This window comes from Bacillus cereus (assembly GCF_002577405.1).
GTDB classification, from domain to species: domain Bacteria; phylum Bacillota; class Bacilli; order Bacillales; family Bacillaceae_G; genus Bacillus_A; species Bacillus_A cereus_AU.
In genome coordinates, this window is record NZ_NULR01000002.1 from 280,824 (window position 1) to 300,163 (window position 19,340).

Here is a 19,340-nt window from a genome sequence, read left to right on the forward strand (position 1 = left end):
GAAATATTTAGGAGGTTTCACTTCATGACTGCAACAATTCAAAACGAAAAAGTGATCGTTTCCATCTCTGAAAAAGGTGCAGAATTACAAAGCATTCGCTTAAAAGAAGACAACACAGAATATTTATGGCAAGGTGATTCTACTTATTGGGGGCGCCGCGCACCAATTTTATTCCCAATTGTCGGCCGATTAGTAGATAATACATACTATGTAGATGGAAAACCTTATTCTTTAACACAACACGGCTTTGCTCGTGATCTTACATTCTCTGTAAAAGAGCAAAGTGAAACAAAAATCACTTATATCGTTACGAGTAATGAAGAGACACTACAAAAGTATCCATACAAATTTGAATTACTTGTTTCTTATGAGTTAGAAGAACAAAATATACATGTTACATATGAAGTAAATAATCCTTCTTCAAAAGAGATGTTCTTCTCAATTGGAGCACACCCTGGATTCAATTTCCCATTAGTAGACGGCGAATCTTTTACAGATTATCATCTATCATTTAATGGTTCAGAACGCTTAGAAACAAGTGTACTAGAAGGACCTTATCTTTCAAGTAACAAGCAACTAATCGCTGAAAATACGAAAGAGTTACCCCTTACATACGATCTATTCAAAAATGACGCACTTATTTTTGAAAATATGAATACGAATGAAATTTCAATTCGTTCTCATAAACATAATAAATTTGTAAAAGTAGAATTTGACGGATTCCCATTTGTCGGTGTATGGACACCAGGAGATAATGCACCTTTCTTGTGTATCGAACCTTGGTATGGAATCGCTGATGAAGTAAAACCAGCAAAAGATTTCAAAGAAAAAAAAGGAATCCAGTCTTTACAAGCGAATGAAACATTTACATGTCGTTATAGCATTACAATTGGATAAGTACTCTATCCCCTACTTCGAGAACACTTTTAAGTAGGGGATAATCTTATAATTTGGAGGTTTCGCATTTTGATTGAAGTATATATTGATGGTGCAACAAAAGGAAATCCTGGCCCTTCTGGTGCGGGAGTGTTTATTAAAGGCATACAACCGCCTGTACAATTATCATTACCACTTGGGACAATGTCCAATCATGAAGCAGAATACCATGCTTTACTTGCAGCATTAAAATATTGCACGGAGCATAATTATAGCATTGTATCTTTTCGTACAGACTCTCAGCTTGTTGAGCGCGCTGTTGAAAAAGAATACGCAAAAAATAAAATGTTTGCACCACTATTAGAAGAAGCATTGCAATACATAAAAAGTTTCGACCTCTTTTTTATTAAGTGGATTCCAAGTAGTCAAAATAAAGTAGCTGATGAATTAGCTAGAAAAGCTATCTTACAAAATTAACGGGGGTATGATTGTGAAAAAAAATTGGATTGCTCCTCTTGCTTTATTATTTGTCTCTTTTATTTGGGGAGCTACGTTTGTTGTCGTTCAAAATGCTATGTCTTTTGTCGGGCCATTTACTTTCAATGGCATTCGCTTTTTATTCGCTGGAATTATTTTATTATTCGTTCAAATGATTTTCTCACCGAAAATTTCAAAACAAGAATTAAAACATAGTAGTTTAGCTGGATTAATGGTTGGGTTCTTCTTATTTGTCGGCTATTTATTACAAACATTCGGCTTACTTTATACAACGTCTTCAAAAGCTGGTTTCTTAACTGGACTTAGTATCGTCATGGTTCCAATTCTGTCTTTTATCTTTTTAAAACAAAGGGCTACAATTTTCATCGTACTTGGTATTGCTGTGGCAACAGCAGGTTTGTATTTATTAACGGCTGGTGATTCTTTTCAATTAAACATTGGAGATATACTCGTTCTCGGTTGTGCAGTTGCTTTCGCTGCCCATATTCTAGTTAACGGCTTCTTTTCTAAGAAAATATCACCTTTACTGTTAAGCACATCGCAAGTATTAGCTGTTGGTATGTTTTCTTCTATTTGCGCTTTTTTGTTTGAAGATTGGGAAAAATTATTTTCAGTATCACTATGGACGAATCAGTCCTTTTTATTCGCACTCTTTCTAACTTCCCTGTTTGCAACATCCATTGCCTTTTTCATCCAAACATCAGCACAAAAGCATACATCTCCAACGAGAGTAGCAATTATTTTCGCAATGGAACCTGTTTTTGCTGCATTAACTGGTGTTCTAGTTGCAAACGAGCAGCTTTCCGTCTCTGCTATCGTTGGGTGTCTTTGTATTTTCTTAGGAATGATTTTTGTTGAATTACCTTCCAAAACAAAAAAAGAAGCGCGGGCTGCGTGAAGTTACGCTTGTAACTTCCGCATAAAAGCCTTAGCGCTTTTTTTATCTGTAATTTCTTCTTCTTTCAATCGTTCTAATAACGCTACAAAATAACTGCCATCAAACTGCAATTGATGTTTAATCGTCGCTTCTATTGCTGCGTTCACAATCCCATCAGATGAACCAGTATATCCTTGTCCGAACATAATAAATCCTTGTGCTTCCTCTGATAGTTTAAATCCTTTCGTATGTAAGAATGAAAGATAATCTTCTACTGTTTGCATGATATTCCCACCTACTCAAAAATTCTCCACTTCCTATCATACATGTTTTTACACGCTATGAGAATGAAATTTCTTTGACAACTTTGTAAATTGAGCGTCTACTTCACTTGTAATAGAGGATTTCCTAACAATATGAAGGAATATGTACAGTAGAACTTATTTCATATTAAAGGGGAGACACGATGAAACAAGCGCTATTAATTATCGATGCTCAGCAAGAATTAATTGATGGAAATGAAAAAGAAAGTGAAGTTTTTCGTAAAACCGAGCTATTATCTACACTAAATATAGCCCTGCAGAAAGCAATAGATTCAAATGCTCTTATTGTTTTCGTAAGAGATATCGATGTTGCTTCTGGTAGTGGCGTAGGCTTTGAAGTACATAATCAAATTAAAGTACCTCAGTCTGCAATCCTTATTAATAAAGCTGCAACAAATTCATTTTACGGTACTTCGTTACTTGAACTTTTGAAAGAAGAAAAAATTAATCATATTGTTATAGGTGGCTGTAAAACAGAACATTGCATCGACACCGCTGTTAGGACAGCTACTGTACAAGGCTTTGATGTTACGTTAATTAAAAACGGTCATTCAACAACTGATTCTAACGTATTGTCTGCAGAGCAAATTATCTCTCACCATAATAAGATTTTACACGGTCATTATAACGTTGATCATTTTTCTATGGTGAGAGATATCGAGGAAGATCTCTTTCAACCAACTCATGACCAATATCGTGATTAAATGAACGATAAAAAAGAATCCTTACGCAAAAAGGATTCTTTTTTATCCAAAAATTTGTGCTGCAATGCTATATAACTCATTATTCTTTTTTAATAATTGATTGCTATTTTTCATCATAATTGGCGGCATATTCACCTTTTGAAAACCAAAATTCTCTAACCTTTTCATAAAATCCGCTTTTCCTTCTGGTACATCCATTCTTAATTTACCTTTATGCCATTTGGCTAAATAATGAACAATATCCATTGCCATCTCATCATTTTTTGCGACTACCGGTCCTATTATTTTATTTTCCGGCGTTTGTACACTCAAACCATATCCTAGTACCTTTTGTTCCTTATCCTTCACAACGATACACTGTTCACTTTGTATAATTCTTTTCTTTAAAAATGTTTTTCTATTTATTCCAAACGCATATTCATCTATTTTTATTATTTTTTCTAAATCACCTTCTTCATAATTCATCATATAATCTTCATTTCCTACACAATGATCAGTCGCATTGTACGAGTTACATATGTATTTAGAAACATAGCTTACTGCCCTAAATCCTAATTTTTCATATAAAGGCTTCCCCTCATCCGTAGCAATCAACATAATTGGAGTATGAGCTGATACGCTTTTAATACATGCATCCGTTATTATCTTTCCAATCCCTCTCCCCTTATAATCTGGATGTACAATCACCATTCCGATAGACGCTAAATTCTCCCCATATAATATTATTGCCGCGCTAGCAATTAGTTCCTCTTTCTCATTCCAAACACCGTATACAATGCCTGAATTGAAGATTGTCTCAATTTCTTCTGTATTATAATCCCAGCCAATATAAGAAGATAGTGTAACAATATCCTCTATTTTTTCTTTTCTAATACGCTCCACTCTCATTTCCAATTCAATCATTTTCCATCTCCTTATTTAGACGTTTGAATCATTCTTTCCGAATCAACTTGTACATGTTTCCATTTATGTGTCACACACATATCCTATTTTGACCAAGACTATATTGTAAATGAGGTGACAACATGCCCATTACGAATCGATTTTCTACCACCACTAACGGCGCACTCGCTATTACAGGAAACACTTTAGGCTTAAGTAAAATTAGTAATCAAAACCGTGCTGGTACAATCGGGGCAATTGGTGCATTCGTAACTACGAATACTGCTTTACAAGTACCGAGTTTTCCTGCTGGTACAACATTAAACTATACACAAAATAGTTCTACCGCTATTTTAACTATTCCTGCTGGTAGTACTATTCTTTACGCAGAACTCGTTTGGGGTGGAAACTATTTATCTCGTGATCAAAACATTACAAGTGTATTAGGCAACCCCGTTTCTTTTACAACCCCTGTTTCAACATACTCGGTTACTCCTTCAGCTGTTACAGCTTCTAATCAAACATTCGTTTCTGGATCAGTCACATTTGGATTTTATACGCGTTCAGCAGATGTAACGTCACTCATTCAAGCTGCGGGAAGCGGTTCTTATACGACTGGATCTGTTCCTGGACTTGTGGATCCTATAGATGCTTCTAATGGAACAATTAATTCAGCTGGATGGACGCTTATCGTTGCTTATCAAAATGGGACATTACCCGCAAGAAACTTAACCATTTATGTAGCAGGCAACCGTGTTTCTGCAGAAACTGGTAGTGCCGATGTATCTGTCTCAGGATTTTTAACACCTTCAGGAGGACCTGTAAGCGGGAGATTATTTTTAAGTTCTACCGAAGGAGATGCTGATTTAACCGGAGATCAAGCATTATTTGGACCCAATTTCAGTTCATTAAATGCTTTATCTGGGCCAAATAATGCTGTAAATAATTTCTTTGGTTCTCAGGTCAATAATGCTGCCGGAAACTTAGATACAACTGGGACATTTGGAACGCGAAATCAAAGTGCCTCTACAGGCACAAATATCTCCGCCGGTCGGCAAGGTTGGGACATTACTTCTATTGATATTTCTCCTTATTTAACAAATTCTCAAGTGTCCGCCGCAATCCGTTTAACAACTAACGGAGACGCGTATATGTTAAATACAGTCGGTTTACAAATCAATATAAATTCACCTAATATACAAGCAACTAAAAGCGTGAATAAAAGTGTTGCTGCAATTGGAGATATTCTCACTTATACAGTTACTGTTCCTAACACCGGTCTTCTTCCTGCAAATAACGTTACTTTTACAGACATTCTCCCTAATGGCACTTCCTTTATACCTGGCAGCGTAACGATAGATAACGTACCACAAACAAATGCAAATCCGTCCGCCGGTATATCTCTTGGGACAATTAATAATAGCTCTTCTCGTACAGTAACTTTCCAAGCGACTGTCGTTTCTCTTCCAAGTCAAAACCCTATCGCTAACACTGCTAATATTACCTTTCAATATACACCAATTGCCGGAGGAACCACTTTTAACGGCCTTGCAACAAGCAACTCTGCCGGAACACAAATTAACCTCGCAGATATTAATGGCACAAAATCAGTTAACAAACTATTTACCGATATTGGTGAAACGTTAACTTACAGTATTACCTTAGCTAATATAGGTAATATCCCAGCAACTAACGTTATATATACAGATCCGATTCCTAGCGGGACTACTTTTATTCCTAATAGTGTAACTGTTAACGGAGTTACCCAAGCTGGCGCAAATCCCGCTACTGGTATATCAATTGGATCTATTGCCGCAAATTCTACTACTACTATTTCATTTCAAGTATTCGTTCCTTCTATCCCCCAAACAAATCCAATATTAAATAGTGGTACAACGACATATCAATACGTTCCTGTACCAAATCAACCGGCAGTAAGTGGGACTGATACGACAAATATTGTCTCCACTCAAGTGAATAATGCTACTGTAACAATGACGAAAGCAGTAGATAAAAACTATGCAGATATTGGCGATACACTGACTTACACTGTTGCCTTTACAGGTACAGGTAATATGAATGCGAACAATGTTATTTTTACAGATGTCATTCCTACTGGAACAACTTTTATTCTAAACAGTTTAACAATAGATGGCACAACACAAGTTGGCGCAAATCCGGCTAATGGTGTGAATATAGGATCTATCCCAACTGGCACGACCAAAAATGTTTCATTTCAAGTAGTAGTAAATACAATTCCTCCATCAAACGTCGTATCTAATGGATCAAGCGCTTCTTATCAGTACACCGTCAATCCTAGTCAATTACCCGTTACAAAAAACATTTCTTCTAATCTCGTTTCCACTCAAATTAACAATGCGAATTTATCATTAACAAAATCTACAAATAAACAATTTGTCACAACTGGCGAAACGATAAGTTATACAATCCTTATTTCAAACAGTGGAAATACACCCGCTAATAACGTTCAACTAACAGATCCACTTCCAAATGGAACGATATTAACACCAGGTACTGTAACGCTAAACGGCGTCTTACAAAATGTAGATTCTCTCGTTGGTTTACCTATCGGTACAATTCCTAGCGGAGCTACTTTTACCCTTTCTTTCCAAGTAACAGTCATCAATATTACTGCACAAAATCCTATCGTTAATAACGCTTTCGCTTCTTATATTTATACTGTAAATCCAAGCCTGCCACCAACTTCAAAAACAACAAATTCTAATTCTGTTACATCAACAATTAGACTAGCGAATGTTCAAGCTATTAAATCTGTAAATCAAACGTTTGCAGAAGTTGGAGATGTATTAACTTACACCTTTGCTCTTACAAACGACGGAAACGTTGCGGCAAACAATGTATTACTATCCGATTCCATTGCGAATGGTACTTCCTTTATACCAGACAGTGTTATGATTAACGGTGTTACTCAGCCGGGCGTTATACCAGCTAGCATCAATATCGGTAGTATCAATGCTAGTACTACAATTACAGCTTCATTCCAAGTATTAATAACTAGCATTCCAAATCCAAATCCTATTTCAAATAGCGCTTCTATTTCCTATAACTTTATAGTTGACCCAAATGCTTCACCTGCAAACAAAAACGCTACTTCCACAACTACATTCACTCAAGTAAATGATGCAAATGTCATTTCGGCAAAAACAGTGGACCGAGCATTCGCTACCGTTGGGGATATATTAACTTATACCGTTATTTTAACGAATACAGGAAGCGTTTCTGCTGACAGTCCAACTTTCGTAGATACTAATCCAGATGGTACTACCTTTATCCAAAACACTTTCCTTATTAACGATGTGCTCCAAAATAACGCCGATCCAAATATCGGTGTTCCGTTACCTTCCATTCCTACTAACGGCTCACTTACCGTCTCTTATCAAGTAACTGTCACCTCTTTACCAGTACAAAATCCAACGATAAATTCATCTAGTACACAGTATAGCTTTATTCTAAATCCAGGCGATCCGCCAACTATAGAAACATCTTTAAGTAACACTGTAAGTACACAAATCAATTTAGCAAATGTTGTTATTGTCAAAGAAGTAGATTTAACAATCGCTGATGTCGGGCAACCAATCACATATACAATCTCTTTAGCTAACCTTGGAAATACTCCAGCAAATAATGTTGCTGTTACTGACATACTGCCTCCGGGAACGACTCTCGTACCAAATAGTATTTTTATAGGTGGTACTTTACAGCTAGGTGCAGACCCAAGTACCGGTCTTCAAGTCGGCTCCATTCCTGCCGGTGGTTTTACAACGATTATTTTTCAAATAAGTACAAATGGGCTACCTTCACCAAATCCAGTTCAAAACAGCGCTTCACTTCAATATAGCTTTATCACTGATCCAAATTTACCTGCTGTCATAAAAAGCGATACAAGTAATATAGTAACTACACAAATTAATACTGCTACTATTGTTGCTACGAAGCTAACGAGCACAAATTTTGCTGATGTTGGTGATTCTGTAACATATACAACTACTTTAACGAACAACGGAAATATTTCTGCTTCTAATATAATATTTACTGACATCATTCCAGCCGGCACCACCTTCGTTCCTGATAGTGTAACGATTAATAATGTCCCTATAGCCAATGCAAATCCTGCTAACGGCATTTTTATTGGTACGATCGGAGCTAATTCATCACGTACTGTTGCATTCCAAGTTTCTGTACCAACTATCCCTGCTATAAATCCGATTACGAATCAATCAGGCACTACGTTCCAATACACGTACGATCCAGCCAAACCAGCTGTAACGCAGATGGTTGCTTCTAACACTGTACAGACAACTATTAATAACGCCTCTATTGCCGCTGCAAAATCTGCAGATAAACAGTTTGCTAATGTAAATGATATTATTACGTATACGACTACTTTAACGAATACTGGAAACACACTTGCATCAAATGTAGTATTTACAGATGTAATTCCAAACGGGACATCGTTTATTCCTAATAGTGTAACAGTAAATGGGAACATACTCCCTAATGTAAATCCAGCAAGCGGAATTACAATTGATCCAATAAATCCAAATGCAAATACGACCATCTCGTTCCAAGTACAAGTAAATTCCATCCCAAATCCGAATCCAATCCCGAATCAAAGTAATACAACGTATCAATATATCGTAAATCCTAACTTACCTCCAACATCCGCCAATGCGTTAAGCAACTTAATAACAACTCAAATTAATAACGCTACGATCGTCGCTACTAAGTCAGTAAATACACCGACAGCTGCAATTGGAGACATTGTCACCTATACAATTGCAGTGACAAATACGGGTAATATCCCTGCTAGTGCAACTGTTTTAACAGATGGACTTGGTGCAGGCGCGTCCTTCATCCCAGATTCAGTTACGATAAATAACGTTTCCCAACCTGGATTAGACCCTTCACTAGGAATTCAATTGAACGATATTTCACCAGCAGATACTATTTTCATTACATTCCAAGTAAAAATACTCGCAATTCCTCCTAGTGGTACTTTAACGAATAACGCCCTTGTAAACTACGAATATGCAGTGAATCCAAGTCAGTCACCTGCTCTTGGTAGCACCGTAACCAATACGACAGTTACACCGATTATCGACGCTACTTTAGTTTTAAATAAAAATGCGAGTACAACTTTCGCTACGATTGGTGATACAATTACATTCACTTCATCTGTTACAAACACTGGAAATACTACTGCTAACAACGTTGTATTTACCGATACGATTCCAAATGGTACTGCCTTTATCCCAAATAGCTTTAAGATAAATGGTGTGACCGTCCCGAATGCAAATCCACAAAACGGTATTAACATCGGAAATATTACTACCAATTCAATAGCTACACTTAGTTTTCAAGTAAACATTACAACGCTTCCAAATCCTAATCCAATTCCTAACAAATCATCGATTCAATATAGTTTTATTGTAGATATAAATGAACCGCCTGTTTCACGAACAGTTCAATCCAATAAAACTTTTACACAAGTAAATACTGCTTCCGTTATCGCAACAAAAACTGCAAGTAGTGCATTTGCTGCTATTGGCGATACAATTACGTATTCAACTACCCTCACCAATAGTGGAAATACTACCGCAAACACACCTGTTTTTATCGATATATTACCACCTGAACTTTCATTCGTTCCCGATAGCGTACAAATTAATACCATCCCACAGCTTGGATTTAGACCAGATAGCGGGGTTCCTTTAGACCCAATTCCAGTTGGAGGAACAACAACCATTAGCTTTCAAGCTATCGTTGGCTCAATACCAGCTACAAATCCAACATTGAACCAATCTAGCACAACATACTCTATCATTGTTGATCCTACTCAGCCGCCTGTTACAGAAACGGCTACTAGTAATCCGGTCTTAGTTCAAATAAATGAAGCAATCATTCAAGCAACTAAAAGTGTAGATCGACTATTTTCTGACGTCGCACCTGGAAATTCATTTTTAACATATACAGTTTTATTAGACAATGTCGGAAACACGACTGCTACTAATATCATTTTTACAGATTCGATTCCAAATAATACAGTATTTATAGAAGATAGCGTTCGAGTAGGTGGAGTTTTATTACCTGGGGTAAATCCAACGAACGGAATACCAATTGGGGATATTATTGCAGGAGATTTTATAAACGTCACCTTCCGTGTGCAAGTAGTTAGCATTCCGAATCCAATTTTCACAATCGGACCTGGTGGGCCAAACTCACCGGTTGTAAACGGCGCTTCCATTGATTATCAATTTATGACAGGACCTAATTTGCCACTCGTTTCAAGAAGTACGACATCCAATCCTGTTTCGACACAAATAAATTCTGGGGAAATTGTGGCAATCAAATCTGTAGATAAAACTTTCGCTACGGCCGGGGATACACTTTCTTATACAATTTCATTAAGTAACCCTGGAAATGTAACTTCACAAAATATAATTTTCACAGATATTTTACCTGACGGAACGACATTTATTTCCGGGACTCTAACAAACGATTCTGGTACACAACAAATTGGAAATCCAGCTAGCGGGATACAGATTGGAAATATAAACCCAAGCGGAACGGCCGTTATTACTCTCAACGTACTTGTTACAAACATTCCAAGTATAAATCCAATCCCTAATTCTAGTTCTGTACAATTTCAGCATATTGTCGATCCAAGTCAACCAGCTATAACACAAACCGTTTCATCTAATACCGTGACTACGACAATAAATAGCGCAATATTAACTACAACAAAAATTGCTGATAAATCTATCATTTCTGTTGGAGATACGATTACGTATACAACTACTATTACAAATACAGGAAATACATCAGCAACGAATATAACATTCACAAGCGCTATTCCAGCTAGCACTACATTTATACCAAATTCAGTTACAATAAATGGATTTCAGCAACCTGGTGCGCAGCCAGCACTTGGAGTAAATATACCAAATATCGCACCTGGTGAAATAGTAACTGTTACTTTCCAAGTAAATGTTATTTCTATTCCCCCTTCAAGTTCGATTATGGGTAACGATACAATTTTGTACTCTTATACTGTTGATCCAAGCGCTGCTCCTGCTACTACTTCTATTTCAACGAATATCGTTACAAACCCTGTACTAGATGCTATGATAACGATGGTAAAATCGGTCGATCAAACACTTGTAACACTAGGTGATACCATTACCTATACGACCATTTTAACGAATAACGGCAATACAAATGCAACGAATATTACTTTCACTGATCTTATACCAGATGGTACAACGTTTATTACTGATAGCGTTACAATAGATGGCATCACACAAATCGGACTCAATCCTAATACAGGTATAACAATTGGATCAATTGCTCCTAACAGCTCAATATCTATAGCATTCCAAGTTACCGCTACTTCTACCCCTGTTCAAAATCCTATTGCTAACTCTGCTACTGCTTCTTACACATTTATCGCTGATCCAAATGCACCTATTGTTTCAAGAACTGTTACTTCAAACACAGTGTTTACTACAATTAATACAGCTACCATTCTTTCATCAAAACAAGTCGATAAATCATTTAGCCACATCGGAGACACACTCACTTATACTGTCACTTTAACAAACAACGGAAATTCCTCCACACAAAATGTTATATTCACAGATACCGTGCCGAGCGGAACTACATTTATTGCAAACACATTTTCTATTAATGGAATTCCTCAAAGTGGTGCGGATCCTGCGAACGGTGTAAATATCGGCCCTATACCAGCTGGGACTACAGTAAATGTTTCATTCCAAGTAAACGTGACCTCATTACCAACCGAAAACTCAATTGTAAATTTCTCATCAACATCGTATCAATTAGTCTCACCACCTGATGCAGAAACTTCAATTAGTAATCCTGTTTCAACTCAAATTAGAGAAGCAATATTATCTATGACGAAAAATGAAAGTGTATCCTATGCAGATATTGGGCAAACGGCTTTTTACACTACCTCTATTTCGAATGTAGGGAATACCGATGCAACTAATATTGTATTCATAGATGTATTACCAAATGGACTCACATTTGTTCCTAACACATTAACTGTCGATGGCGTTTTACAACCTAATGCGAACCCAAATACAGGTGTATTACTTGCAGCACTTCCACCAAATGAAATATACAGTATCGTCTTTCAAGTTACAGTGAACAGCATTCCAACTAGTAATCCAGTACCAAATACAGCATCAACGACATATGAATTTACTGTTGATCCAACTAATCCACCGGTATCGAATACAGCCAGCTCCAACACTACACTTCTTCAAATAAATAACGCAAATATTATTAGCACAAAAACAGCAAATCTCACTTTTGCGGATGTTGGTAATACAATAACATTTACACTTAACCTTCCTAATACAGGGAATACGGCTGCAACTGATGTAACTATTATCGATATTCTTGATAGCAATCTAACTTTCGTTCCGAATAGTTTCACAGTTAATGGGCAAACCATCCAAAATGCCGATTTATCTACCGGTGTAAATATCGGTTCCATTAATGGTGGTAATGCGGCAATCGTTACTTTCCAAGCAACTATTACTACACTTCCAACACTTAATCCAATTTCTAATTCTGCTTCTACCACATATCATTATGTCGTTGATCCTAGCCAACCACCTCTTACAGCTTCCAATCAATCTAATACAACGACAACCCAAATTAATAGTGCTATCCTTACTGCACAAAAAAATTCAAATGTGTCAACGGTAGATATCGGTCAGGATATCGTCTACTCCGTTACAATTACAAATAGCGGAAATGTTAGCGCGACGAATGTTATTTTTACCGACATTATTCCAAACGGAACTTCCTTTGAACCGAATAGTTTTACACTTAACGGAACTATTATCCAAAATGCAAATATAATTACAGGCGTTCCAATTGATGATATTGCGCCAAACCAATCTGCCGTCGTAGAATTTCATATTACCGCAAATGAAATCCCGCCTATAAACCCACTTACCAACCAAGCTATCGTTAGTTTTCAACATATCGTTAATCCAGCTAATCCTCCCGTTTCAAAAAACATTACTTCTAATAGCGTTTCAACACAAATTGAAAGTGCTATTTTAAACACGATTAAAATAGGTGATAAAGCTTTTGCAACGATTGGTGATACAATTACGTATACAACGACTATTACGAATACAGGAAATATCCCAGCTAACAACGTTGTTTTCTCAGACCCTATACCATCGTGGACACAATTTGTTGCAGGATCAGTCATTGTTGATGGCACTTCATTGCCCTCCACTTCTATCATTGACGGTGTTGGCATAAATACGATAAATCCAAATCAAATCGTAACAATCGTATTCCAAGTTCAAATTGTAAGCAACCCAACAACATTCACACCTGAACTCCAAAACTTAGGATTTGTTAACTTCCAATATAACGTAGGAAATGCATTACAAGCTCAGCCTGGCAATGTGGAAACGAATGTGTTTGTTACTTCTATTAATTCAGCGATACTTTCGGCCGTAAAAACTGCTAATACAGCCTTTGCAAATATCGGAGACACCATCACTTATACAGTTTTGATTCAAAATAGTGGAAATACCAACGCTACGAATCTAAATTTCTCAGACCTGATTCCATCAGGAACGACCTTTATTGAAAATAGTTTTGCTGTAAATGGAAGTACCATTCCAGGGGCAAATCCAAATAACGGAGTTAATATCGGAACCGTTAGCGCGAACAGTTCCTTAACCGTTACTTTCCAAGTCATAGTTGCATCTACTCCACCTTCAAATCCAATTACAAACGTTGCATCTATTCAATTCACATTCATTGTTGATCCGACTGCTCCTCCTGTTACAAGCACAATAAATTCTAATGGCGCTTCAACACAAATTAATAACGCTACCGTTACTACTGTTTTAGAAGCAAATCGATCAATCGTATCCATCGGAGATATAATTACGTATACAGCAACATTAACAAATACCGGAAACTTACCTGCAAATTCTGTATTGCTCATAAACGGAGTTCCTGTAGGTGCAGTATTCGTTCCAAATAGCGTTACGTTAAATGGAATTTCACTTCCAGATGCAAGTCCAACTCTCGGCATTCCAGTTGGTATTATCGTACCAGGTGATTTTGCTACTATTACGTTCCAATTTCTTACAAATTCTATTCCACCGCAAGGGGCGATTATAAATCAAGCCATTACAAGTTACACGTTTATTGTCGATCCAAGTCAACCTCCAGTTACCGCAACATCCTCATCTAATACGGTTAATACAGCTGTCGTTGATGCATCGTTATCCGTAATTAAAAATACAGATTCTCTCATACAATCTACTAACGGTACAATCACTTACACCGTAGTCGTTCAAAATAATGGCAATACAACTGCAAATACAGTTACTTTAACAGATTTGGTCCCAGAAGGAACTGCATTTATTCCTAATAGCGTGACCATTAATACCGTTTCAGTTCCAGGTGCCAATCCAAACGTAGGGATACCATTAAACGCCATCGCACCGTCAGAAATTGTCACCGTCACATTCCAAGTTATCGTTCAATCCATTCCAAGCGTGAATCCAATTTCTAATACAGCCCGTATTGACTATACTTTTATCACCGATCCAACTGCTCCTATCATCTCTCGTACAATTATTTCTAATCCAGCATCCACACAAATTTCAGATGCGACTATCATTTCTTTAAAAGCAGTCAATGCACAACAAGCAACAAATGGCGATATTTTGACCTACACGATAACATTAGAAAATAACGGAAATATCTCAGCAACTAATCTCTCATTTTTAGATTCTACTCAAAATGGTACTACATTCGTAGAAAATAGTTTTACTCTTAATGGAACAACTATACTTGGTGCCAATCCAAATGTAGGTGTTACTTTGCCTAACCTGGCCGCAAACGCTACTCACCTTATTTCGTTCCAAATTCTTATTAACAATCCATTCTCGCAAGAATCGATTATAAATCAATCCAATACAACATATACAATTCAACCAGACCCAGGGCAACCACCTATTACTGAAACCTCTACAAGTAATATCGTCATTACAAATTTCGTGCAAGCACAATTGACAATTACAAAAACCTCCAACCCAATAACTGTAGATATTGGAGGAACTATACTTTATATTTCTGAAGTAAAAAATATAGGGAATGTTGACGCAATAAATATGATTTTCACAGATTCTATTCCACCTGGGACTACATTGGTTCCAGATAGTGTCACAATTAACGGTGTCTTGCAGCCAGGTGTAGATCCAGAAAACGGAATACCGATTGGAACGATTCCATCAAACGGTTCCAAAACGATACTATTCCAAGTGCAAACAAACAATCCACCTACTGAAACCGAAATTATAAATCAATCTTCTGTAACTTACCAATATGTAAGTATTCCTACAGCTCCACCAGTGAATCGCTCTGCAAATTCTAATATTGTTACAACATCGATTCAAAATGCAAATATTATTTCTGTTAAAGCGGCGGATGTAACTTTTGTATCCATTGGGCAAATTATTACCTACACAAATAAACTACAAAATATAGGAACCGTTCCAGCTAACAATACTATGTTCATTGATAACATTCCAGAAGGTACTATATTCATTGAAGATAGCTTATCAATAAATAATGTGATTCAGCCTAGCGCGAATCCTGAAAACGGAGTAACTCTCGGCACGATACACCCAAATGAAACTGTCACTATTTCATTCCAAGTACAACTTACAAGTATACCTCCCGGCAATACAGTCATTAATATTTCAGACACTTCGTATGAATACCAAATTGACCCTAGTTCCCCTATTATTCAGCGCCAGTCATTATCAAATGCAGTAAACACTGATGTAAGGACGGCAAGTGTTAGCGCAATTAAATCTGCTAATAGATCTATTACACGCATCGGTCAAATTATCACATATACAGTCACAGTTACGAACTCTGGTACAATACCTATTACAAATACCCTCCTAATTGACGCAATTGCAGCTGGGACTACATTCGTTCCAAATAGCATCCTTGTAGATGGCATACCAAGACCTGACGAAAATCCAATTACCGGAATCGCGCTTGATATTATTCTTCCAAATCATACAATTATTGTTACGTTCCAAATAAATGTAGTCTCTATACCTTCTCAAAATAATATTAATAATATCGCTGTCATTCACTATGAGTATCAACCGGAACCAAGCGCACCACCAATTTCAGAAACGACCTCTTCCAATAGTACAAATGTACAATTTATCGATGCTATTCTAATCGCTACAAAATCCGCTAATAAAGTATTAGCTAATATCGATGAAACCATTGAATATACAGTATTAATTCAAAATAACGGATCCACTACAACTAACTCCATCTTTTTTACAGATACTATAGAAAGTGGAACAGTATTTATCCCTGGAAGTGTAATAGTTAACAATACTGTACTTCCTGCAGCAGATCCTAATATTGGCTTTTCCATTCCTAATATTGCATCAGGTCAAACGACTACAATAACATTCCAAGTTTCTGTTACGAATTTACCAGCTGTAAATCCAACACCTAATACTGCAAACATCGTCTACGACTTTATTTTTAACCCTGACTTTGCACCAATTCAAAAATCTACTACTTCCAATACTACTTTCGTTCAAATTAATGATGCTGATATCATTTCACTTAAAACTGTTGATTTGACTTCTGTAACGATTGGTGACATTTTAACTTATACAACAACTTTAACGAATACAGGGAATACGGATGCCACTGCTATTGTATTTACAGACAATATTCCTGATGGAACAACCTTTATAGACGGTAGCGTTTTAGTAAATCATATTCCTCAGCTAAACGCCAATCCAAGTGCCGGTATACTTGTAGGAACGATTGCTCCTAACATTTCTATCCCAGTTACATTTTCTGTTACCGCCGTAGCTCTTCCAGCTAGCAGCCGCATTCAAAATCAATCAATCTCTCGGTATACAGTAAATGGGGAAGAACAAATATCGACTAGTAATATTACCTTCACTGAAGTAATTTTTGCTAATGTAATTGCGAAAAAAACCACTCCTATCCAATACGCTGACTTACAAACTATCATCCCTTACACAATTTCCATCATAAATAACGGAAATATACAAGTGGAAAACATTATTGTTACAGATATCATCCCAGCAAATACGAGCTTTATAGAGAACAGTGTTATTGTGAATGGAAACGCTCGTCCAAATGACAATCCACTTAGCGGTATACAAATTGATAACATTCCGCCTAATACGACAGCAACTATTCTATTCCAAGTACGGGTTACTTCGATTCCGCAAACAAATCCAATCTCTAACACAAGTACAATTGAATATCAATACACGGTACCGAATCGACCACCTATTACCGAAACTATCATTTCGTCTGCTGCCACAACAGCAATTAATCACGCGAATTTGAATAGTAATAAAGTTGTTGACCTTGCATTTGCAACGGTCGGTGATACGCTAACGTATCAGATTACGCTAAATCAAACTGGTAATGTTGCAGCAAATGATGTAGTCATTCAAGATATGATTCCTCAAGGTACTACGTTTATAGAAAATAGCGTTATCGTAAACGGAGAAACTCTTCCAGGAGTTAATCCAGTAAGCGGCATACCAATTGGCACTATAACTGTTGGCGGAGATGCTATCGCCTCATTCCAAGTAACGGTGACTTCTATTCCAACGCCAAATGAACTCAACAACAAAGCAATTACTACTTTTAACTATATAGCCAATCCAAATAACTTACCTGTTACAAATACGACTACAACGAATACAGTCACAACAACTGTCCAAGATGATAATGTCATTGCTATGAAGTCTGCTGATGTCACGAACGCCTTACCTGGTCAAACTTTAACGTATACAATTACTATTACTAATAGTGGTAATGTTAATATTGAAGATATTCTTGCCATAGACATCGTACCAGTAGATACAACCTTCGTTACTAGCAGTGTTACGATTAACGGAATCAATCAGCCTAATGCAAATCCCGAAAACGGTATTACGTTAGGCAATCTTGCTCCTAATAAATCTGTTATTATTACGTTCCAAGTAACAATATCTGCTTCTACTCTTCAATCCGCAATAAATAACGATGCTTCTATTTCTTATGCTGTTACCATTGATCCAACCGAACCACCTATTACAATTACAAAGCAAACAAATATCGTTACAACAACAATCGTTGATCCAATGGTTCGCATTGAAAAAACAGCTGACAAATCTATCGTCGTTATAGGAGATAGTATTACATTCACATTAGAGATATTTAATCATTCTCCAATTCCTACAATAAGTACTTCCGTTTTAGATATAATTCCAGCTGGTACAATATTTATAGAAAACAGTGTTACGATTAACGGAAACCCGGATCCAAATGTTCGTCCTGATATTGGTATTAACATTGGTGCTTTGCCTGCAAATGAAATGGCAACTATAACATTTAAAGTTCTCGTCACTTCTCTCCCTTCAAACAATACGATTATCAATTCCGCAACAGTTACAGCCGCTTTCCAATTGACACCACAAGATCCGATTATTACTTTCATTGTTAATTCGAATATTGTTCGTATACCAGTTCAGTTTATAACGGCAACCGTAATGAAAAATGCTTCCGTTAGCTCAGCTTATTTAAACCAATATTTTGATTATACAGTGCGTATTACGAATACTTCCGACATTTCACTTTCAAACGTTTCTTTACAAGATACCATTCCAGCGGGTTTACAATTTATGGACGGTACGGTCTTCATTAATAGTGAACGCTCTCCACTAGCAAATCCGAATTTCGGTTTCCTAATCGCTACTCATTTGGAACCAAACGAAACAATTATCGTGTTATTCACAGTACAGGTGATAAGTCCACCTGTTAATAATGAATTCAACAACAGTGCAAATGTTTCATTACAGCTTCAAAATACTCCTACCGATCCACCAATCACAGTAACCATTACAAGTAATGAAAACATCGTCACCTTTATTCCAGAAAATCCAGATGAAATACTTCCAAATTTAAATTGCTTCTTTGACGGTGAACGCTTTATACGAATTACTCCTCGGAATATACGAAATTACTTTTGGAGTTGGATTTGGTGGAATTAATTTA

At 36.8% G+C, this 19,340-nt stretch carries 7 protein-coding genes; 5 read left to right on the forward strand and 2 right to left on the reverse strand.

Features of this window, described 5'->3' with window-relative positions:
- Positions 1-24 precede the first annotated feature (24 nt).
- The 3 genes from COC96_RS04675 to COC96_RS04685 all read left to right on the forward strand — a co-directional run bounded on the left by COC96_RS04675 (position 25) and on the right by COC96_RS04685 (position 2,272).
- Positions 25-897: an aldose 1-epimerase family protein gene (locus COC96_RS04675; RefSeq protein ID WP_098267283.1), complete on the forward strand. Its 873-nt coding sequence runs from the start codon at positions 25-27 to the stop codon at positions 895-897.
- Positions 898-966: 69 nt separating this feature from the next.
- Entirely contained in the window at positions 967-1,353 is a 387-nt protein-coding gene (locus COC96_RS04680) for a reverse transcriptase-like protein (RefSeq protein WP_097902251.1), read from the forward strand.
- 13 nt (positions 1,354-1,366) lie between these two features.
- Positions 1,367-2,272, forward strand: coding sequence for a DMT family transporter (locus COC96_RS04685; RefSeq protein WP_141535950.1), 906 nt, complete (start codon positions 1,367-1,369; stop codon positions 2,270-2,272).
- A 2-nt stretch (positions 2,273-2,274) separates the two neighbouring features.
- Here COC96_RS04685 and COC96_RS04690 read toward each other — a convergent pair whose 3' ends face one another.
- On the reverse strand, positions 2,275-2,535 hold the full coding sequence (locus COC96_RS04690) for a DUF6123 family protein (RefSeq protein WP_002117829.1): 261 nt from the start codon (positions 2,533-2,535) through the stop codon (positions 2,275-2,277).
- 182 nt (positions 2,536-2,717) lie between these two features.
- Here COC96_RS04690 and COC96_RS04695 point away from each other — a divergent pair, with 182 nt between their 5' ends.
- The gene (locus tag COC96_RS04695; RefSeq protein WP_098768377.1) at positions 2,718-3,278 is read left to right on the forward strand and encodes a cysteine hydrolase family protein; all 561 of its coding nucleotides are present in this window, start codon (positions 2,718-2,720) and stop codon (positions 3,276-3,278) included.
- A gap of 42 nt (positions 3,279-3,320) precedes the next feature.
- On the opposite strand, the gene COC96_RS04700 is transcribed toward COC96_RS04695, so the two are convergent.
- Complete coding sequence (locus COC96_RS04700; protein WP_098267280.1) at positions 3,321-4,181, reverse strand: GNAT family N-acetyltransferase; 861 nt, start codon at positions 4,179-4,181, stop codon at positions 3,321-3,323.
- Between the two features lie 122 nt (positions 4,182-4,303).
- Between COC96_RS04700 and COC96_RS04705 the strand changes: the two genes are divergently transcribed.
- Entirely contained in the window at positions 4,304-19,336 is a 15,033-nt protein-coding gene (locus COC96_RS04705; RefSeq protein WP_098768378.1) for a DUF11 domain-containing protein, read from the forward strand.
- The last annotated feature ends 4 nt before the right edge of the window (positions 19,337-19,340 follow it).

What these genes read in the sequence shown, in the direction of transcription:
- COC96_RS04675 (WP_098267283.1), top strand. Translation starts at nt 25, where the DNA reads ATGACTGCAACAATTCAAAACGAAAAAGTGATCGTTTCCATCTCTGAA.
- COC96_RS04690 (WP_002117829.1), bottom strand. Translation starts at nt 2,535, where the DNA reads ATGCAAACAGTAGAAGATTATCTTTCATTCTTACATACGAAAGGATTT.
- COC96_RS04695 (WP_098768377.1), top strand. Translation starts at nt 2,718, where the DNA reads ATGAAACAAGCGCTATTAATTATCGATGCTCAGCAAGAATTAATTGAT.
- COC96_RS04700 (WP_098267280.1), bottom strand. Translation starts at nt 4,181, where the DNA reads ATGATTGAATTGGAAATGAGAGTGGAGCGTATTAGAAAAGAAAAAATA.
- COC96_RS04705 (WP_098768378.1), top strand. Translation starts at nt 4,304, where the DNA reads ATGCCCATTACGAATCGATTTTCTACCACCACTAACGGCGCACTCGCT.